This is a genomic window from Paenibacillus sp. FSL W8-0187, assembly GCF_037969755.1.
GTDB lineage: Bacteria > Bacillota > Bacilli > Paenibacillales > Paenibacillaceae > Paenibacillus_AQ.
In genome coordinates this window covers 2381153-2401649 of the sequence record NZ_CP150206.1, presented here as the reverse complement: position 1 = coordinate 2401649, position 20497 = coordinate 2381153, and the positions used below count along the sequence as shown (strand labels likewise).

The following is a 20497-nucleotide window of genomic DNA, read 5'->3' as shown; positions in this document are numbered from 1 at the left end:
TCTAATTTAGAGGAAGTCCAGTCAGCATTCTTCCGAACTCTCCCTATTACATTCATATGCATCTCTTTTTTCATTCTTCCTATTCTAACATAAATAAAAGAGACGGTAAAAGAGGAAAACCCGCCGGCATTGGCGGGATACGACTATAGTCATGGCGGCGGACACCCTAAGAGGGGCGTCTGCCGAGTCTTGCAATGTAAAAGCCGTCACTGTGATAGTGCTGGGGCAGAATTTGAATCCCGCCTCCACGCTGAAGCGATTTCTCTTCCAGCCGGCTTAAGGCTCCAAGACCGTCTTTCGGGATGTCAAACTCGGAATGGCCTTCCAGAAAAGCAGATACAACGCCTTCATTCTCCAGCGGCTCAATCGTACACGTGCTGTACACCAAGAGTCCTCCGGGACGAAGCAAGGTGGAGACCGACTCCAGCAGCCTTAGCTGAAGCGCCGCAATTTCATGTATGTCCTCCTGTGACTTGCCCCACTTCAGATCAGGCTTGCGCCGGATTACGCCAAGGCCCGAGCATGGAGCATCCAGCAAAATTCGGTCAAAAGACGCAGGCTCGAAGCGGTCAACCAAATCCAGCGCGTCACCAGTTACGATCGAAATGCTGTCCAGTCCCAAACGGCTGGCCTGATCCGATATCAGCTTGCCTTTATGGGCATGGATGTCGTTGGCAACAATGCTGCCTTCATCCTTCATCAGCTCGCCCATGTGGGCACTTTTCCCGCCCGGGGCTGCGCAGCAATCCAGCACCCGCATTCCCGCCTCTGGCTTGACAGCCTCGGCGACCAGCATGGAGCTTTCATCTTGGATCGAGATCATCCCGTCCCGATACCAATCGGTCAAGGCCATATTGCCCGCTCCTTTTACGACAATCCCATAGGGGCTAAGCGACGAAGGGGTGGCATCAAGGCCGTGGCTGCTCATTAATGCCAGCATGTCCTCCCGGCTGATCATCGTGGTGTTCACCCTAACGCTGACAGCCGGCGGTTCATTGTTCGCGGCACAGATTGCCTCTGTCGTCTCGACCCCGTACTGGGATATCCAGCGCTCCACCAGCCACTGCGGATGGGAATGCAGCAGAGAAATGCGCTGGGCCGCCGGCATATTCTCAGGGATCGCCAAGCTTTCCTTCTGACGCAAAATATTCCGAAGCACCCCGTTCACCATACCGGAAATTCCTTGATGCCCGCGGCGCTTCGCCAGATTAACGGCCTCGCTGACAACCGCGTGATCCGGAATCCGATCCAGATATACGACCTGATACAGACTGATGCGAAGCAGTGCCCTTACCCACGGCTGCAGTTTCTGTACCCCTTTATTGACAAACTTGTCCAAAAAATAATCGAGCGTGTTCAGTCGCGAGATCGTGCCATAGATCAGCTCTGTAGCAAGTCCGGCGTCGCTCTTCGCAAGCGAGGACTTCTGCAAGGCGGTGTTGAGCAGAAGATTGCTGTACGCCCCCTCCTGCTCAACCTGTGTTAATACATTCATCGCCAGCTCTCTCGGGGAGTCCTGACGCCCCTTCGGGCTGCGGTTTCCGCTCACGTCAGCACCGTCCCGGCCGTCAGGCTCGTCCCGCGCACGAATTGCGCTGCATCCATTGCCTTCTTGCCGCTGGGCTGAACCGTAAGCAGCGTCAGCGCGCCGTCGCCTGTTTTCACGACGATCCCCTTCTCATGAAGGTCAAGCACGGTTCCAGGCTGTGCATCGCCAGATGGCTTCTGAGCGCTGTCCGGCTTAGCCGCTGCCCATACTTTGAACACTTCCCCGTTCCACAGCGTAAATCCACCGGAGAAAGGAACCAGACCGCGAATTTGATTGTAAATTTCGCGGGAAGTGCGAGTCCAGTCGATCTTCTCGTCATCCCGGGTCAGGTTCGGAGCATACGTTGCCTTCGTTTCATCCTGGGGCTCGGCCTCCACCTTGCCCTTCACGAGCCGCGGCAACTCCCGCAGGAGCAGCTCCGCACCGGCTTGGCTCAGCTTCTCGAACATCGTTCCGGCCGTATCGTCATCTTCAATGGGAACCTCGGCCTTGGCGATCATGTCCCCCGTGTCGAGCCCCTCAGCCATATACATCAGGGTGATGCCTGTTACGGATTCTCCGTTGATGATGCTGCGCTGAATCGGAGCTCCTCCCCGATAAGCGGGGAGCAGCGAGCCGTGGACATTAAGACAGCCGAGTGACGGCATATCCAGCACTGATTTCGGCAGGATTTGGCCATAGGCGGCCGTGACGATCAAATCAGGCTTATATCGGGCCAGCTCGGCCACGGCTTCCGGATTCCGCAGCCGCTGAGGCTGCAGAACCGGGATGCCGTGACGAAGAGCGGCTTCCTTAACCGGTGTTGGGGTCAGCACTTTTTTACGCCCTTGCGGACGGTCAGGCTGCGTAACGACGGCAGCTATGGAATAACCTTCGGCAATCAACATTTCCAGGCTGGGTACTGCAAAGGCCGGGGTGCCCATAAATACAATATTCATCGATTCTCCAGCTCTTTTCTCGGCTGTTCCGGAACATACTCATACACCCGATCAGCGATTTCCGTAAACAGCACCCCGTTCAGATGATCGATTTCATGCTGAAACGCTCTCGCAAGCAGCCCGGTACCCGTAATGATAAGCTCTTTGCCTTCACGATCAAGCCCCTTAACCGTCACTTTCTCCGCACGGCGGACATCCCCGTTCCATCCCGGAATGCTCAGGCAGCCCTCCGGTCCGAATTGCTCGCCTTCGCTCTCCACGATCTCCGGATTGATCATCTTGATCAAACCGTGCTCGTCACCGGCATCGATCACGATCAGACGCTTCAGAATGCCGACCTGCGGCGCAGCTAATCCAACGCCTTCCGCATCGTACATGGTATCGGCCATATCGTCCAGGAGCTTTTGAACGTTCGGCGTAATTTTGGTAACTTCCTTTGCCTTTTTATGAAGAACCTCATCCGGTTCTTTAACGATAATACGAATCGCCATGTCTATGACACCATCCTTGTGCTTTTCATCATTATATGCTGAATTACATTAACATTTGCGGATCTACGTCAATACTGATCTGGAGCTTGCTGTCCCGCGCCGAATCCTGAAGCTTCTCGGCAACCGAACGTACCAGCGAGACAGCATCCATCGTTCCCCGCCATTTTATCATACATTGAAATCTGTATCTATTTTTCAACCGCGGAATAGGGGAGGCTACCGGGCCCAATATATCGAGCGCGCTAGCGTCGAATCGGTCCAGACTCCCAAACCATCCCCGGCGGTCGGATTCGCTTTTGATGGTCGCGGCAAAATTCTCCGCCATTCTTACCAGCAGCGGCAGCTGTTCATGCGACAGCGTCACCAGGATCAGCCTGCAATACGGCGGATAATGGAGCGCTTTGCGGTGCTTCAGCTCGTCCTTGACAAAGGATAAATAATCATGGCTGCTTGCATGAATAATCGAATAATGCTCGGGTGTATAGGATTGGATAACCACTTCACCCGGCAGATGATGGCGTCCTGCTCTTCCGGCAACCTGCGTCAGCAGTTGAAACGTCTTCTCGGCCGCCCGGAAATCGGGCAGGTTCAGCGCCGAATCGGCTGTAATGACGCCGACCAAGGTGACATCGGGGAAATCCAGGCCTTTGGCGACCATCTGGGTACCTAGCAGCACGTCCCCTTTTTTATCCCGAAACTGCTTCAGCAGCTTCTCATGGGAACCCTTCTCGGTCGTGGTATCAACGTCCATCCGAATGACGCGAATGCCGGGAAACAGCTTGGCCAATTCTTCCTCGACACGCTGCGTTCCCGTACCGAAATAGCGTATATGTTCACTTCCGCAATCCGGGCAAACCTCCGGCGCTTGTGCGGCATAACCGCAATAATGGCAGCGCAAATTATTCGATTTCTGATGATAGGTTAGCGATATGTCGCATTCCGGACAGCCTGCCACATATCCGCAGCTCCGGCACATGACAAACGTGGAGTAGCCCCGCCGATTCAGCAGCAGTACCGTCTGTTCCCCGCGTTCCAGCCTTGCCGAAATTGCGGCATGCAGGGAGCGGCTAAACATCGAGCGATTTCCTTCTCGCAGCTCCTCTCGCATATCCACGACCTGGACCTCAGGCAGCTTGTTGCCCAGCGCACGGCTCGGCATCTCCAGCAGATGAGGCGCAAAATCATCCTGAGCTTGCGATCTCGCCGCATGGTAACTCTCCAGCGAAGGCGTTGCCGAACCCAAAATGACGGCTGCACCGGTCAATTGGGCACGGTGAATCGCAACATCCCTGGCATGGTACTTCGGCGTCTCTTCCTGCTTATAGGAACCTTCATGCTCTTCATCCATAATGATCAAGCCCAGACGGTCAAACGGCGCAAACACTGCCGATCGTGCGCCCACGACAACGGACGCCCGGCCTTCCCTTATTTTCCGCCATTCATCGTAACGCTCCCCATCTGAAAGCCGGCTGTGCATGACAGCTACGCGATCGCCAAAACGGGCTTTGAATCGTTCCACCATTTGGGGTGTCAGCGATATTTCAGGCACCAGCACAATCGCCTGGCGCTCCTGTTCGAGGCATCGCTGAATCGTCTGCAGGTAGATCTCGGTCTTGCCGCTGCCTGTTACCCCGTGGAGAAGAAACACGCCATGCTTGCGTTCATCCAGCTTGTGCACGATGCTGCGGTACACCGCTTGCTGCTCCGGTGTGAGCGCTAATGGGGTGCTAGGCGTAAAATGCCGCCCCCGATAGGGGTCACGGAACACTTCGATATCCTCAAGGGTAATCAGCCCTTTGTCCGCCAGCGCCTTCACGGTGCCTGCGGTGACGCCCAGCGCCTGTAGCAGATCCTTCTGCGATATTGGCAGAAATGCTTCCATTTCCAATATATACTGGAGCACTTCCTTCTGGCGCTGGGCCTTGGCCGGAAATGAGGCAAGCGCCAGATGCGCTTCCTCGCTCGATACGGCAAGCTCTACCGCTTTCACCGTTTTTTTCTGCAGTTTATCCTTGATTTGTTGATATTCACTCAGCCGTCCACGGCCGATCAGTGCTTTGATGGTGGCAGCCCCATCCGGAAATGCCCGCGTTAACTGCTGGAGCGAAACCTCGCCTCTCTGACTGACAAAGCGGATGATCTCCTGTTTTGACTCACTCTCGGGCAGGAGCGCAAATAATCCGTCGGTTTCATCCGTCGGAGACGTGTCTGAATCGCCAATGGAAATGTACCGCTCAGCCTTCCCTTTCAGCGCCGTTGGCAGCATCGACTGCAGAACCGATATATAGCGGCATGCATACCGCTCCTTCATCCATTCTCCAAGCTCAATCAGTTCAGGCGAAAGCGGCGGCATCACATCGAGCACTTCCTGAATCGGCTTCATTTTCGCCGTATCCATCTCGGGCCGGGGATGCAGAGAGACCACGAACCCCTGAAGCGTACGATGCCCGAACGGCACGCCGACCCGGCTGCCTACCTCGACCCATGGGCGGAGCTCCTCAGGGATTAAATAATCAAAAGGCCGGTCCGTATCCTTGGACGGCACGTCCACAATCACTCGTGCCATTTCCATCAGGATGACCTCCCGGACAACCGATCAGCCGCCAGCGTTAACAGCCTCTGGGCCACTTCCTCCTTGGACATCACGGGAAGCTGCAGGACCAGCCCTTCTGCATCAAAGATATGAACGCTGTTCGTATCCGTGCGGAAGCCTGCTCCTTCCTGTGTAACATCGTTAGCAACGATCAGATCGCAATTTTTGCGTTTCAGCTTTTCTCTGGCAAACTGCTCCACCGTATCGGTCTCAGCAGCAAATCCGATTAAGAACTGGGTGGTTTTTTGGCGTCCCAGGCTCTCCAGAATGTCCGTTGTCTTGACAAGGTCCAGCGTCATCGTCTCCCCGCGCTTTTTGATCTTTGATGTCGCTACCTCAGCAGGGCGATAATCGGCAACCGCTGCTGCCTTGACCACGATATCGCTATGATCGAACACACGTTGCACCGCATCGTACATATCTTGAGCCGATTCCACCTTTTCCGTCTTGATTCCCTCTGGCGGGACTTCATCGGTATGAGCGGCAATGAGGTGAACATCCGCTCCCAGCTGCTTGGCCACTTTCGCGATCGCAAACCCCATTTTTCCGGAAGAATCATTCGTTATATATCGGACCGGATCAATGCGTTCGATCGTGCCGCCGGCCGTGACAACTACCTTTTTACCATGCAATATGCCTGTCGAGCTGCTCGCCATTTCCTCATTCAACGCCACAGGTTGTGCGGCACGATCTCGGAAAAACCGGTCAACCACGTCAACTATCGTATCGGGCTCTTCCATCCGTCCCTTACCGACATATCCGCAAGCCAGAAGCCCTTCTCCGGGTTCAATCATGGATACCCCGCGGGAGACCAGCGTCTCCATATTCGCCATGACGGCCGGGTGTGTGTACATATGCACGTTCATTGCCGGCGAGATCATGACAGGAGCCGTGGTCGCGAGCAGCGTTGTGGTCAGCATGTCATCCGCCAGGCCATGTGCCATCTTGCCGATGACATTGGCTGTGGCCGGAGCGATCAATACCAGATCGGCCAAATCAGCCAAATGGATATGCGAGACGACCGATGGGTCCCGTTCATCAAAGGTATCGCTATAAACCGGGTTTTTAGTCAGCGTTTGAAGCGTTAATTCCGGAATGAACTGCTTCGCGGATTCCGTCATAATGACATGCACATCCGCTCCCCTCTGGACAAGCCTGCTGCATAAAGTCGCTGCTTTATACGCGGCAATGCCACCTGTAACGCCAAGCACAATGACTTTTCCGTTCAACATGACAATCCCCCGCTTTCCATTGTATAAAGGCTACATTCTCATATCTTCTCAAAAAAATAACAACCTTTCGGTTGTCACATTTTCGCGCGCTAACGCATGTTATTCAAATATTGAAGAAAAAGTCTTAGTCCTGTCCCTTCTCGATTTTCACGTAATCGCCATAGATTTCTTCCAGAGCGACACCGACAAACTTATGGGATTTCGGATTCTTCAACTCGCTGACTCCGCCTTCACGCAACTGGCGTGCACGGCGGGAAGCCGCAACCACAAGAGAATATTTACTGTCTACCTTATTCATCATTTCATCAATGGATGGATATAACATGGCGAAGCACCTCTTCTTCTTTTACTTGAAAGTTAACACCGTCTATGAATAGACAGGTTACTTTCTCACCTTACAATGTTCGGCAATAATGATAGATTGTATTCTCTCACAAGCGAGATTGATTTCATCGTTCACTACCGCATAATCATAATGCTGCAGTAAATTGATTTCGTCAACCGCTACGGACATGCGGTGGTCGATGGTAGCTTGACTCTCTGTTCCCCGGCCCTGGATCCGATCTTTCAGTTCATCCAGCGACGGCGGCATCAGAAACACAAAGATACCTTCTGGAAACTTCTCCTTGACCTTCAGCGCACCCTGCACTTCGATCTCCAGTATAATATCCTTGCCGGAGGCTAAAGTTTCTTCCACAAAATCACGCGGGGTTCCATAATAGTTCCCGACGTATTCCGCATATTCGAGAAGCTGGTCGTTCTCAATCATATCCATGAATTGTTCCCGGCTTTTGAAAAAATAGTTCACACCATGTACCTCGCCGAGCCGCGGTGAACGTGTCGTAGCCGACACCGAATACACCAGTTCTGGAACCAGGCTGCGAAGTGCCGTACAGACGGTTCCTTTTCCCACCCCGGAAGGACCGGACAATACAATCAATAATCCTCTAGACATAGTACTCCTCATCTTATTCGTCGTTGTCGTCATCTTTGCTGGACAGACGGTGAGCCACCGTTTCTGGCTGCACAGCCGATAAAATCACGTGGTCGCTATCCGTAATGATAACAGCCCGTGTCCTTCGGCCATATGTAGCATCAATCAGCATATGACGGTCCCGTGCTTCTTGAATGATCCTCTTGATCGGAGCCGATTCAGGACTCACGATTGAGATGATCCGATTGGCCGATACGATGTTTCCGAAGCCAATATTAATAAGTTTGATTGCCATTGTGCGGTTGCTCCCCCTATACATTTGACTCTTACTTGCCGATGAAGCTGCGGTCATTCCACATTAGCGGCTTGTTCACGAATCTTCTCCAGTTCCGCTTTCATTTCGACAACACGGTTTACCAGAGTCAGATGATTGGCTTTCGATCCAATCGTATTGACTTCTCTGTTCATTTCTTGAATCAGAAAATCCAGTTTACGGCCTACAGGGCTTTTCTGATGAAGCAGCTCTCTGCATTGTTCCAAATGACTGTGAAGTCGAATCAACTCCTCGTCCACATTAGAACGTTCAGCAAACAGGGCAACTTCCATTCCGAATATATGTTCATCAACAGCAAGCGACCCGTCATCAAGAGATTCTATGCGCTGCCGCAGACGCTTCCGGTACTCTTCCGGAACTTCAGGAGCAAGTTCGGTCATCTCTCGGTGAAGCAGCTGCAATCGGTCTAACCTCTGCCCGATATCCTTCACGAGAAAAGAACCTTCCCTGCTGCGCATCTGAATCAGACCCTCCAGCGCTTGTTCAAGACCTTGAAGAAGCGCATCATTCCATAACTTCTGCTGCGCTTCATCCATGGGAAGTCCGCTCGGACTAACAAGAACATCTGGCAGCGACAAAATATCCCGCACCGCCAGATCTCCCTTGATTCCATATGACTTCAAATCCTCGGCTGCCTGTAAATACGCCTGAACCATGGCGTGGTTCAGCACAGCACCCTGGGACTCGCCGTTGTTTTCCTTGTTAATATAAACATCAATCCGCCCGCGTCCAATTCGGCTCTGTACCGCCCGTCGAAGTGAATCCTCGAAGCAAGCCCACTCACGGGGCATACGAAAGACGATTTCACAATACCGATGATTGACTGACTTCACTTCGAAAGAGATACTGTAACCTTGAAAATCGACAACGGATTGCCCATATCCGGTCATGCTCAATGACATCGGAATCACATCCATTACACTATTGTAATTGATAATTATTAATGAAACAAGGGGGTCAATCGACGGCCCGATTTCTCCCAGACATACTCCATTAATTGTACGCTCATTTCATAGAACATAAACGGCGTCATTAAGTATATGCCGTTAAAATGCTCTGTTGCAACATCCAGCAGCTCCTTGCCAATCTTGACACCCATCGCCCGGCCCGCTTCACCTTCAAGCCCGGCCATGCGGCTGCGGACTTCGTCCGACAGTTGAATGCCCGGTACCTCATTATGCAGGTATTCCGCGTTCCGTCCGCTTGCCAGCGGCATGATGCCGATAAAGATCGGAATATCCAGATGTGCCGTCGCTTCCCTCAGCCTAACCATTAACTCGGGATCGTACACAGGCTGTGTCATCACATAATCCGCACCCGACGCAATCTTCTTCTCCAAGCGGGCAACCGCTTTGTCCAGATGCCTTACATTGGGATTGAACGCTGCGCCGACAACGAATTTGGCCTTCTGCTTAAGCGGCTTTCCGGAAAAAGCAATGCCGTCGTTCAGCTGTTTGATCATGCGGATGATTTCAAATGAGGTCATGTCGTACACCGAGCTGGAATCCGGCAAATCCCCGAAGCGTGCCGGATCCCCCGTCACCGCAAGCACATGGTCGATGCCAAGCGCATCAAAGCCCATCATGTGCGACTGCGTGCCGATCAGGTTTCGGTCACGGCAAGCGATGTGGATCAGCGGCCGCAGTCCCGTGCGTGCTTGTACTAGATGGCCGAGCGCCATGTTGCTCATACGGGTTACGGCCAGCGAGTTATCTGCAAGGGTCAGCGCATCGGCTCCCGCTTTTTTCAAAGCTTCCGCACCCTTCATGAACTTGGTGATATCCAGATCCCTTGGAGGGTCCAGCTCGACGATAACGGTATGACGTTCCTTCACGATATCGACAATCGTCGGCTCCCCGATGCGCTCGTAAAATTGCTCTTGGGCTGTCTCGTGAATCACGATCCGGTTGACTTCAGCCTCATCGACGGCAGGAAGCGGCGCGGGTACGTAATCGGACAACGCCGATGATATTTCGGCGATATGCTCCGGTGTCGTTCCGCAGCAGCCGCCGACAATCCGGGCACCACGTTTCGCAAACTCCAAAGCCGTCTTGCCGAAATACTCAGGACTCGCACCATAAAGGTATTCCCCATCCACATAATCAGCGATCCCCGCATTTGGGTAGACCGAAGCCGGAAGATTCATAATGCCGTTCAGGGTTTCAAGTGCGCGCATGATACCGTTTGGACCCGTCCGGCAGTTAAAGCCGATCACGTCCGCACCTTCTTGACTCAGGATGCGGTAAGCATCCGGCATCGTGAAGCCGTCCAGTGTACGGGCAATATCCTCTACCGCAAACTGGCAGATCACCGGCAGATCGCTAAGCATCCGAGCCTGCGCCAAAGCCAATTGAATCTCGTCCACGTCATAAAACGTTTCGAGCAGAATGCCGTCAACGCCTTCCGATATGAGTACCGACAGCTGCTCTTCGAAGTAACGCTTGAGCTCGCTCGTGGAAATGTTGCTTCTTTTGCCTGCACGAATGGAGCCTACCGCACCCACTACATATCCGTGATCGCCGGCAGCTTCACGCGCAATTCTCACGCCTGCGCGGTTAATCTCTCCTACCTTCGCCTCCAAACCGTATTTGGACAGCTTGTCATAATTGGCAGAGAACGTGTTCGTCTCAATGACCTGGGCACCAGCCTCAGCATACTGGCGATGAACGTTTCCGATGACCTCCGGGGAGGTTAAATTCAGTTCTTCATATGATATGCCTACAGGAAATCCTTTTTGATATAAATAAGTACCCATCGCGCCGTCACCGACCAGTACCTGATTCTCCCATGCCTGCCGAAGATTCGGTTTCATCGCGTTTCTCCTCCACCCGACGTTTATTTTCAACTAATGTATCATAAAACCTCTCAAAAGATAAAGAGACAAAAGGGAAGCCTTCAGAAGGCCTCCCTAACGTGTCCACCCCTAATGGACAAACTTTAGATCATACTGTTTTTCACTTTTGCGGGCAGGATTGTAACGGCTGGCGAATGCTCTACAAGGCAACCGTGCCTGTGTACACGACCTCGGCTGGCCCTGTCATGTACACATGATTGTCGGACTCATCCCACTCGATAAACAAGTCCCCGCCTTTAAGAGAGATCGTTGCGCTGTGGTCTGTCAATCCGTTCAGTACCGAGGATACCAAAGTTGCGCAGGCGCCGGTGCCGCAGGCCAAGGTCGGTCCTGCACCACGCTCCCATACCCGCATGTCCACTTGGCCCCGTGAATTCACCGTCGCAAACTCCACGTTAATCTTTCTCGGGAACAGCGGATGTCCCTCAAGCTTGGGTCCCCATTCACCGAGATCGAAGTTAATGGCATCGTCCACATAAATGACGCAGTGCGGATTGCCCATGGACACCGCGGTGAAGCGGAAATCCTGGCCGTCCACTTCAATTGGATGATTCACCACCGGATGGAGATCGATCAATGTAGGCACGCTCAGTCCATTCAGGACCGGTTCACCCATATCGACCCGCACGCTGCTCACTTGACCATCCTGCACCGTAAGGCGTACTTGCTGTACCCCGGCGCCGATGGTTTCAATGGTAATCTCCTCTCGGTCAATATGGCCGTGATCATACACATACTTCGCTACACAACGAATGGCGTTGCCGCATTGTTCCGCTTCGGAACCATCTGAGTTCATGATGCGCATCATAAAGTTAGCCTTTGTGGAAGGCAAAATATATACAAGTCCGTCTGCACCGATGCCGAAAAAGCGATTGCACAGCTTCACGGCCCATTCGGATGCATGGGATGGAAGTTCTTGCTCGCCGTATACGACAACGAAGTCGTTGCCAAGTCCATGCATTTTCGTAAATTCCATCATAAAACCCATCTCCTCTGCAATTGCTATGCTCGTGCTTAGCATATCGCAGAGGTGATGGGCTATCCATTCAATTTATGCCGAAATATTTGCACTCTTCGTCATCATGCTGCGGCGGTTCCGGTTGCGGTTTCGTCTGCCTCCCCACACGCTTCCCGCTCCCATCAGGAAGGTAGGAATGCCGGCGGCCACGAGTGTCAGTGCCCATTCCTTCAAATTCAATGGAACGGTCTTAAAGATCGGCTGAAACGCCTCGATGTACATGACGCCAAGCATCAGCAATACCGAGGACAGCACAGCAAGCACCAGCGCTTTGTTCTGAAGCGGATTGCGATGGAAAATCGAACGCGAGCTGCGGCAGTCAAACACATGGATCAGTTGGGCCATGACGAGTGTCGCAAAGGCAACGGATTGTGCCTTGGCCAACTGACCCGGATCATTCGGCGCGATGCGCAGCGTAATCCAAAATGCGCCAAGTGTACACAGGCCGATCAATATGCCGCGGCTGATGATTTTCCAACCCAGACGTCTGGCAAAAATATTTTCCTTGGCTCCGCGCGGCTTGTGCTCCATCAGATCCTTCTCCGGCTGATCCACCCCAAGCGCCATAGCCGGCAGTCCGTCGGTCACGAGGTTGACCCACAGAATCTGGATCGGAACGAGCGGAAGCGGCAGACCCATCATCATCGCGAAAAACATCGTCAGAATTTCGCCGACATTAGAAGCCAGCAAATAGCGGATAAATTTGCGAATATTTTCATAGATGCTGCGCCCCTCCTCAATCGCTGAAACAATTGTGGAGAAATTATCATCACTGAGCACAAGCGAAGACGCTTCCTTCGTTACGTCTGTCCCGGTAATCCCCATGGCAATTCCGATATCCGCCGCTTTGATGGCCGGAGCATCGTTCACGCCGTCTCCCGTCATGGCAACCACATGCCCCTTACGTTGAAGCGACTTTACGATGCGGAGCTTATGCTCAGGGGATACGCGGGCGTAAACAAAGGTCTGATCCACCCTCGCATCCAGCTCTTTGTCATCCATCCCGGATAACTCCTGGCCTGATAACGACAGGCCGTTCCTTGGCAGGATGCCAAGCTGGGCGGCGATCGCTTCCGCCGTCGTCCGGTGGTCGCCCGTAATCATGACGGTCTTGATGCCCGCGCGGCGGCATGTCGCAATCGCATCGCGCACTTCACGGCGCGGCGGATCGATCATCCCGGCCAGCCCGACAAAGATAAGCTGGCTCTCGGCCTCTTGCTCCGTTTCCGGCTTGTCATAAGAACGCAAATCCCGATAAGCCAAACCAAGCACGCGCAGCGCCTCGGAGGCCATACCTTCATTGGCGGCAAACACCTTCTGACGGAGCGTAGCGGTAAGCGGAACAACGTTTCCGTCCCACATAATATAAGCACATGCATCTAGCAGCACATCCGGCGCGCCTTTCGTGCAGAGCAAGCGTCCGCCCTGATGGCTGACAATGACGGACATCAGCTTTCGCTCCGAATCAAACGGAAACTCTTTGTCTCTCTGGTAGATGGAGTTCAGGCTTCCCTTTGTCAATCCCATTTTGGACGATAGCGTCAACAGCGCCCCTTCGGTCGGGTCCCCTTTTAATTCCCAGGCAGCAGCTGTCGGCTCTTCCTTGCTCTTCCGCTTGTTCCGCGTTTCTTCCTGCACGTTCTCATAGATTTCGGCATTGTTGCACAGACCGCTGATTTGCAATAATCTGCGCAGGCCCTGGTCGGACCGCAGCTCGACCGGTTTGCCTCTATGAAGGATCTGACCCGTCGGGTCATAACCATGCCCGGTCACTTCCAATGAGCGCCCTCCCAGCCAAACTTGGGTTACGGTCATTTTATTCTGCGTGAGCGTCCCGGTTTTGTCCGAACAGATTACGGATGCACAGCCCAGCGTTTCCACGGATGGCAGCTTGCGTACAATCGCTTTGCGCTTAATCATGCGCTGCACGCCGAGGGCGAGCGCAATCGTGACGATGGCCGGAAGCCCTTCAGGGATGGCCGCAACCGCAAGACTGACTCCTGCAAGGAACATGCCTGCGGCAGGCTGTCCATGCAGAATGCCTGCTACGACGACCAGAATCGTAAGCCCCAGTGAAACGGCGATCAGGATTTTGCCCAGCTGCTCCAGTCGATGCTGCAGCGGCGTCTCCTGGGATTCCGTGTTCTGGATCAAATCGGCGATTTTGCCCATCTCCGTATCCATTCCGGTTCGGATGACAACACCCTTCGCCGTACCGCGGACCACCATCGTGCCCATGAACCCGATGTTCTTCCGGTCACCCAGGGGAACATCCGCATCGCGGATCGGCTCGGCATGTTTGTTCACCGGCAGGGATTCGCCGGTCAAGGCCGATTCCTCGACGCTGCAGCTGTTGATCTCAAGCCAGCGAACATCGGCCGGAATGCGGTCTCCGCTCTCGACGAGCACGACATCGCCAGGGACGAGTTCTCTGGCCGCAACCTGTACCACTTTACCGTCCCGAATGACCCTGGACATTGGTGCGGACAGCTGCTTCAAGGCCCGAAGCGAGCGTTCCGCCTTGAATTCCTGAACGAAACCAAGAATCCCGTTGATCAGGATGATGGCTACAATCGTTACGGCATCCAGATACTCACCCAGCAGACCCGATACCAGAGTGGCTCCAAGGAGCACCAACGTCATGAAATCCTTAAATTGATTCAGAAACAGAACAAATGGAGAAATTTTAACGCCCTCGGAGAGCTCATTATAGCCGCTTTTTTTTCGTCTCTCCCCGGTTTCCTCTTCCGTGAGGCCCTGCTCTGGATGCATATGCAGCGCTTGCTGCAATTCATCCGTATCCATTTGATGCCATTGCTTTTGTTCCATGCTTCCTTTCCCTCCCGGTTGTTTTCCTCCGGCGGATGACAGCTTTTCCACCCTTTCTACGTAAATGTATTCGGACAGGTCCTGAATTATCACAGAAGGGGCCTTAAGTTTTTAAGGGAAATATGGCATCATAGAGAAGTACGATAGGAAGGGTAACAGACAGATAGGAGAATGAAGGATGGCATTAGACGGCATTGTCACACGTGCGATCGTGCATGAGCTTCAATCATGCCGGGGCGCACGGATCAATAAAATATATCAACCGAACGATCGGGACATCGTGTTTCATATACGCACCCAGCAGGGAAACGCCAAGCTGCTGCTATCCGCAAACCCCACGTATCCCAGGGTTCATCTGACACAGGAGACCTTTCTGAATCCGGCCGAAGCCCCTATGTTTTGCATGATTCTGCGCAAGCATTGCGAGAGCGGCATCATCGAGGACATCCAGCAGGTCGGTATGGAACGAATTATCCATATTACGATCCGGCAGCGCGACGAACTTGGGGATATCTCCTCCAAGAAAATCATCGTCGAACTGATGGGCAGACACAGTAACATCATTCTGCTCGACCCAGCAAGCGACACCATTCTGGACGGCATCAACCATGTGACACCCGCCATCAGCAGCTATCGCGTGGTCATGCCGGGATTCGCCTATACGAATCCGCCGGAGCAGCACAAGCTGAATCCGCTCGAAACCTTGCAGGAAGCCTTCCGGGAATCTTGTCTGATGAACGAGGAGCAGGCCGTTCCATGGTTGGTCAGCGCGTTCAGCGGCCTCAGTCCGCTCGCGGCACAGGAAATTGCCCACCGTGCAGGAGAAAGCAGTGCTAGCGGGGTTGAAGGGGAAAAAGATTGCGGCAGCCTGTGGAGCGTTTTTGATAAACTCATGGAACAAGTTCGTAACCATCAATATACGCCCGTTACAGGCGTCAATGCCAAGGGGAAATCGGTGTTCTCCGTCATTCCGCTGACCTTGCTGGTGGACGAAACCACAACCTACGAGTCGGTCAGCCGATGCATGGAGGATTATTACGGGGATAAGGCGCAGCGGGATACAGTTAAACAGAAGGTAAGCGACCTCCTCCGATTCCTGCAGAATGAACGGACGAAGAACATCAAGAAGCTGGATAATCTGAATAAGGACTTGGAAGAAGCCGGGGATGCCGACCGGTATCGTATCTTTGGCGAGCTTCTCTTTGCCTCGCTCCATCAGATTAAGAAGGGCGACCGTGAAGCCCAGCTAGTTAACTTCTATGATGAAGAGCAGGCGACCGTCACCATCCCGTTGGATCCGCTCCTGACTCCGTCGGACAATGCACAGCGCTATTTCAAAAAATATAACAAGTACAAGAACAGCCTCGCGGTCATCGACGAACAATTAATCAAAACCCGCGAAGAGATCAACTATATCGAGAATCTTCTGCAGCAGCTGTCGCATGCTTCCTTGAGCGACATCGATGAAATCCGGGAAGAGCTGATCCAGCAGGGATACTTAAGAGACCGCAATCGTAAAGCGAAGAAAAAGAAGAAAAACGACAAGCCGACGCTGCATGTCTATACTTCATCCGAAGGCATCGAGCTTTATGTAGGCAAAAACAACCTACAAAACGAGTACGTTACCAACCGTCTCGCTTCCTCTAACGATACATGGCTGCACACCAAGGATATCCCGGGCTCCCACGTGGTTATCCGCAGTAGCGAGTACGGGGATGCAACGCTGCAGGAAGCGGCACAGCTGGCTGCTTATTACAGTCAGGCGAAAGAATCAAGCAGTGTTCCCGTCAACTACACACTCATTCGCCATGTACGCAAGCCGAATGGAGCCAAGCCCGGATTTGTCATTTATGACAATCAGAAAACGCTGTTTGTCACGCCGGACGAGCAGCGGATCAAGGCGATGCCCAGTTCGGTAAAAAACAATCGCAATTAAGATAATCTAAGACATCGATATATCGTTAATTTAACTAAAAAACGGGTAACCCGAAAGGTCGTGTGACCAGCCGGGATGCCCGTTTTTTCTTATTCTCATGCCAGGATTCTCCTATACGAATCCGCCGGAGCCGCACAAACTTAATCCGCTCGAAACCGGCAGTATTGTCGGGTTCTCAGCTCCTTGCCTGCGCCTGTTGAAGTTGGTCCAACACCTGGATAGATACCTGGCGGCTTCCGATATCCCCATGGAATACCTGGCCCTGCCTCTCACCATGGTAATCCGATCCGGCGGTCACAATCAAGCCGTAATCTTCGGCCATGGCCAAGTAGCGTTTCTCCTCCGCTGCCCCATGGTCCGAATGATAGACTTCAATCCCTTTGAATGCAGCCTCTTCAATGACCGCTCTCACCAACGCGTCATCGCTGTAGAGTCCAGGGTGTGCAAGCACCGGCACACCTCCGGCTTCCCGTATCCATTCGCAGGCTTCCTTGGGATGAATCCGCGGCTGCGGCACATAAGCAGCTGCGCCCTGTGCGAGATAACGGTCGAAGGCATCCCTCAGATCGAGAGCATGGCCCTTTAGGACCAGCGCATCCGCAATATGCGGGCGGCCGATGCTCTCATCGGGTTCCAGCGGCCGTCCCAAGCTGGCGATGACTTCCTCCATCGTAAGCTCGATGCCAAGCTCTCTTAGCTTGCTCATGATCTTCTCATTACGCTTCTCCCTCGTTCGACGGAGCTCTGCCAGCCGCTCCAGAAATACGGGGTCCCGGTAATCTATGTAATAGCCTAGGACGTGAATATCCGTCCCGCATGCCATGGTGCTGATTTCTACTCCAGGGACCACGGCCATGTTCAGCCGTTCTCCGGCTTGCAGCGCCTCCTCGACACCAGCTACGGTGTCATGATCCGTTATAGCTAGCGCCCCAAGTCCCCGATCGAAGGCAAGCTGCACGTTCTCCGAAGGTGTGTTCATCCCGTCCGAAGCCTGAGTGTGGGAATGAAGGTCGCAGCCTGTCCGATCCATCGATGTATCCATGATATTCAATCCCCTTTCGTTGTTTGTGCGGGTGTGCTTTATCGCTGGTTTCGCTGGCGTTCCCTTAAATAGGCCAAAAACGTCATCGCCGACATCGGCAGCAGCGCTGACCGCAACTGAATGGAATAAAAGTTCCGTTTAAATGAGGCATCCGCAATATCGATCATTTTGACTAAGCCGAGCGCCGTTTCATGCTTGACCGTTGAGGTCGACAGCATCGTAATGCCGAGTCCTTCCTCTACCGCCGATTTCACCGCTCCCGTACTCCCAAGCTCCATTACCGTCCGGATGCTCTCGGGATCGTACCCCCGCATAAGCAGCACATGCTCCATCACCTTCCGGGTGCCAGACCCCTTCTCACGAAGGACAAACGGATACTTCAGCACCTCCTCCAAATATATCGCATCTTCCCTTGTCGCTAAAGGATGGCTGGAAGGAACGATCAGTTTCAGTTCATCCTCCATAACCGAATCCAGGACCATATCCGGATGCTCGACAGGTGCCTCAATCAGCCCAAAATTCAATTGATGGCCAGCGATTTCCTCGAGAATCTGCGTGGTGTTCATCACTTTAAGCATGATGGATATATCGGGATACTCCCTGCCGAAGGGCCCCAGCAATCGAGGCAGCACGTACTCCCCGATAGTCAGGCTAGCCCCCAGTTGCAGTCTTCCCTGAAGCTTATTTGAGAATGCCGCCATCGCTGCGTCCGTTTCCTGCGACAGCTCCAGGCTCTTGCGGGCAAAAGGAAGCAGCGTCCTCCCGGCCTCGGACAATTCCATGCGCTTGGTGGAACGAATGAGGAGCTTTGTCCCAAAATATTCCTCCAACGATTGTACCTGCATCGTCACAGCGGGCTGGCTCATATGAAGCGCCTGGGCAGCAGCGGAAAAACTCCCACGCTCTGCTACCGTATAAAAAATATGTAGCTGATGAAAGTTCATAGCATCGGTTCCCCTCTCGCTGCCTCTCTTTGTTATTATCATTGTAACGGATCAGAGCGGAGCATACAAAAAAGACATCCGCGCTTACGCTCGCATGCCATATGATGACGCTATTTCTTTATTTACGTTTCCGGCTATTCTTAATCAGTGTCATACGACGTGAATGGCGAAGCCATGAGTAATACGACTTCAGGTCTCGAAGCTCAATGGTTTCTGACATACGTCCCAAAAAAGTTACAATAATCATCCGGTGCAGCGGGTTGCCAATCAAATCACGTTCATGCTCCAGCTCCGAAAACTCCGCCACAACCACCAAGTCGTCGTCAATCAAATAGACATCCTGTTCGTTGCGGTAATACGGCACGATCCGGTCCTGTTTCAGGCACTCCCACATCCAAGTCCCGATTTCCTCATGGGAGGTGTCGTTACCCTGAACCCGGTCCGTATAACGGCTCTTCGCATGATTGGTAATGATGATGTCGGCTACCTTTTTATCATTTAACGTAATATAAAACGGCTCATAGGTGCTCCACCGCTCTGTCCCTTTGTCGCGCATGGAATATCACTCTCCACCAAATGGGTCTTTGTATCTATGTATATATACCCAACATATTACATCATTCCACTGGCATTCACAAGATTGAAACCTCGCTTCTTGTGAACAATCACCGAAAATTTAGAAATATCTCTAGTTGTATCCTGTGCGTTAGGCGCTGACGTCGCCTGGAATGATGGCTTGATTAAAATGTAAATTGTACCTTACTTATACTAATTTATCAAACAAGATTCCGATTTATGCCAATCTATCGCCATCAATCCAAAAAAACTTTATAAAAAAGTGGATTTCCCTTGCGATATCAGGAAGTCCCATGCTCCAATTTTATCCCTTCCAATATCTTAAAAAAAGCGGCCCCCGTGGGGGCCGCTTTACGCTCGTTATGCTAACTTATGCGTTAACGTTAGAGTCTTGATCAGGCACATCATGCTAAGGACCGTAAAACTTCGCTTTATCCGGCCCTTTGCTGCTGTACTCCGTCTTGATCTCATTCCGGAAGGAGCGCTCGATCTTACGAACGTAGGACAATCTCCGGATGTTCTTCATTGTTTCCTCGGCGCGGTCAGCATTGACGTACATGACAACATAATGCATGCGGCGTGATATATAGTGCACGCTGCCGTATTTCTCCAAATTTCTTGCTGCCTTTACATCGCTGACCCATATAATAAAACCGGTCCGTTCAGCCAACATCCTAAGCTCCTCGCCTCACTTTCGTCTCTATCTCTAGTCTATGCTTATTATCCGCACGAACAAGCTCCGCCGCTGCCGCACCCCTTCTTGGGAAGAGGATCGTTGCCAGGTACCTTGATGCTCTCCGAAACCGAAAAAGCAATCTTCTCCGACATCGAATGCAGCAGATCGTCCAGATTCTTCTCCGCCTGCTTAAACCGGGCTACAGGCTCGTAAGCCTCAAGCTCCGCCTCTACTGCGGCTACTTCATCCTTGGCCGAATGGTAATTCGGGTGAAAGTGACCGAACCGCTGAGTCTCTTCAAATAGCTCTTTCTTGGAATCAAGCTTTCTGATCAAAGCCTGAATCGTAGGATCACCTTCAACTGCCTGCTTCCAATATAGATAATCCGCCACTTCGACGGAAGCATTAATCATGTCGCCTATTTCATAGGCATAGGTGAGCACCTCGGCCATATCGACCGTGTTTATTTCCGATACGCTCATGAACTCATCCCGCTTTTCTAATAGTTTGGCCCACGCTTTATTTTTGTGGACTCTTTCATCATAGCATAA

At 52.7% G+C, this 20497-nt stretch carries 18 protein-coding genes; 1 reads left to right on the top strand and 17 read right to left on the bottom strand.

What is annotated here, in order from left to right; translation table 11 throughout:
* Positions 1-166: 166 nt before the first annotated feature.
* The 12 genes from rsmB to MKY48_RS10555 form a co-directional block, all read right to left on the bottom strand.
* Complete coding sequence (gene rsmB, locus MKY48_RS10610) at positions 167-1495, bottom strand: 16S rRNA (cytosine(967)-C(5))-methyltransferase RsmB (RefSeq protein WP_339293494.1); 1329 nt, start codon at positions 1493-1495, stop codon at positions 167-169.
* 50 nt (positions 1496-1545) lie between these two features.
* Positions 1546-2487: a methionyl-tRNA formyltransferase gene (gene fmt / locus MKY48_RS10605; protein ID WP_339292885.1), complete on the bottom strand. Its 942-nt coding sequence runs from the start codon at positions 2485-2487 to the stop codon at positions 1546-1548.
* The gene (gene def / locus MKY48_RS10600; protein ID WP_076320731.1) at positions 2484-2978 is read right to left on the bottom strand and encodes a peptide deformylase; all 495 of its coding nucleotides are present in this window, start codon (positions 2976-2978) and stop codon (positions 2484-2486) included. Before def ends, fmt begins: the two co-directional genes overlap by 4 nt.
* A gap of 43 nt (positions 2979-3021) precedes the next feature.
* Complete coding sequence (gene priA / locus MKY48_RS10595; RefSeq protein WP_339292884.1) at positions 3022-5550, bottom strand: primosomal protein N'; 2529 nt, start codon at positions 5548-5550, stop codon at positions 3022-3024.
* Positions 5550-6803 (bottom strand): bifunctional phosphopantothenoylcysteine decarboxylase/phosphopantothenate--cysteine ligase CoaBC, encoded by a 1254-nt coding sequence (gene coaBC / locus MKY48_RS10590; protein ID WP_076321307.1) that lies wholly within the window; start codon positions 6801-6803, stop codon positions 5550-5552. The genes priA and coaBC overlap by 1 nt, the downstream gene beginning before the upstream one ends.
* 124 nt (positions 6804-6927) lie before the next feature.
* On the bottom strand, positions 6928-7128 hold the full coding sequence (rpoZ, locus tag MKY48_RS10585; RefSeq protein WP_100536098.1) for a DNA-directed RNA polymerase subunit omega: 201 nt from the start codon (positions 7126-7128) through the stop codon (positions 6928-6930).
* Between the two features lie 57 nt (positions 7129-7185).
* Complete coding sequence (gene gmk / locus MKY48_RS10580) at positions 7186-7758, bottom strand: guanylate kinase (RefSeq protein WP_076320728.1); 573 nt, start codon at positions 7756-7758, stop codon at positions 7186-7188.
* 13 nt (positions 7759-7771) lie between these two features.
* Positions 7772-8032, bottom strand: coding sequence for a DUF370 domain-containing protein (locus tag MKY48_RS10575; RefSeq protein WP_006209218.1), 261 nt, complete (start codon positions 8030-8032; stop codon positions 7772-7774).
* A 53-nt stretch (positions 8033-8085) separates the two neighbouring features.
* The gene (locus MKY48_RS10570; RefSeq protein WP_215164014.1) at positions 8086-8973 is read right to left on the bottom strand and encodes a YicC/YloC family endoribonuclease; all 888 of its coding nucleotides are present in this window, start codon (positions 8971-8973) and stop codon (positions 8086-8088) included.
* Positions 8974-9011: 38 nt separating this feature from the next.
* Positions 9012-10883 (bottom strand): bifunctional homocysteine S-methyltransferase/methylenetetrahydrofolate reductase, encoded by a 1872-nt coding sequence (locus tag MKY48_RS10565; RefSeq protein WP_076320726.1) that lies wholly within the window; start codon positions 10881-10883, stop codon positions 9012-9014.
* A 181-nt stretch (positions 10884-11064) separates the two neighbouring features.
* Positions 11065-11901, bottom strand: coding sequence for a diaminopimelate epimerase (dapF, locus tag MKY48_RS10560; RefSeq protein ID WP_339293493.1), 837 nt, complete (start codon positions 11899-11901; stop codon positions 11065-11067).
* Between the two features lie 75 nt (positions 11902-11976).
* A complete protein-coding gene (locus MKY48_RS10555; protein WP_339292883.1) occupies positions 11977-14772 on the bottom strand; it encodes a calcium-translocating P-type ATPase, SERCA-type in 2796 nt (931 codons plus the stop codon).
* 178 nt (positions 14773-14950) lie between these two features.
* On the opposite strand from MKY48_RS10555, the gene MKY48_RS10550 reads away from it, so the two are divergent.
* Positions 14951-16708, top strand: coding sequence for an NFACT RNA binding domain-containing protein (locus tag MKY48_RS10550; protein ID WP_339292882.1), 1758 nt, complete (start codon positions 14951-14953; stop codon positions 16706-16708).
* A gap of 175 nt (positions 16709-16883) precedes the next feature.
* Here the strand turns inward: MKY48_RS10550 and MKY48_RS10545 are convergent, their stop codons facing one another.
* The 5 genes from MKY48_RS10545 to MKY48_RS10525 all read right to left on the bottom strand — a co-directional run bounded on the left by MKY48_RS10545 (position 16884) and on the right by MKY48_RS10525 (position 20428).
* Positions 16884-17750 (bottom strand): PHP domain-containing protein, encoded by an 867-nt coding sequence (locus MKY48_RS10545; RefSeq protein WP_339292881.1) that lies wholly within the window; start codon positions 17748-17750, stop codon positions 16884-16886.
* Positions 17751-17788: 38 nt separating this feature from the next.
* Entirely contained in the window at positions 17789-18694 is a 906-nt protein-coding gene (locus MKY48_RS10540; protein ID WP_339272003.1) for a selenium metabolism-associated LysR family transcriptional regulator, read from the bottom strand.
* Between the two features lie 118 nt (positions 18695-18812).
* Positions 18813-19250 carry a hypothetical protein gene (locus MKY48_RS10535; RefSeq protein WP_076320722.1) on the bottom strand — a complete coding sequence of 146 codons (438 nt, stop codon included), beginning with the start codon at positions 19248-19250 and terminating at the stop codon, positions 18813-18815.
* Positions 19251-19679: 429 nt separating this feature from the next.
* Positions 19680-19943 (bottom strand): YlbG family protein, encoded by a 264-nt coding sequence (locus MKY48_RS10530; RefSeq protein ID WP_076320721.1) that lies wholly within the window; start codon positions 19941-19943, stop codon positions 19680-19682.
* Positions 19944-19990: 47 nt separating this feature from the next.
* Positions 19991-20428 carry a YlbF family regulator gene (locus MKY48_RS10525; RefSeq protein ID WP_098743096.1) on the bottom strand — a complete coding sequence of 146 codons (438 nt, stop codon included), beginning with the start codon at positions 20426-20428 and terminating at the stop codon, positions 19991-19993.
* Between the last annotated feature and the right edge of the window lie 69 nt (positions 20429-20497).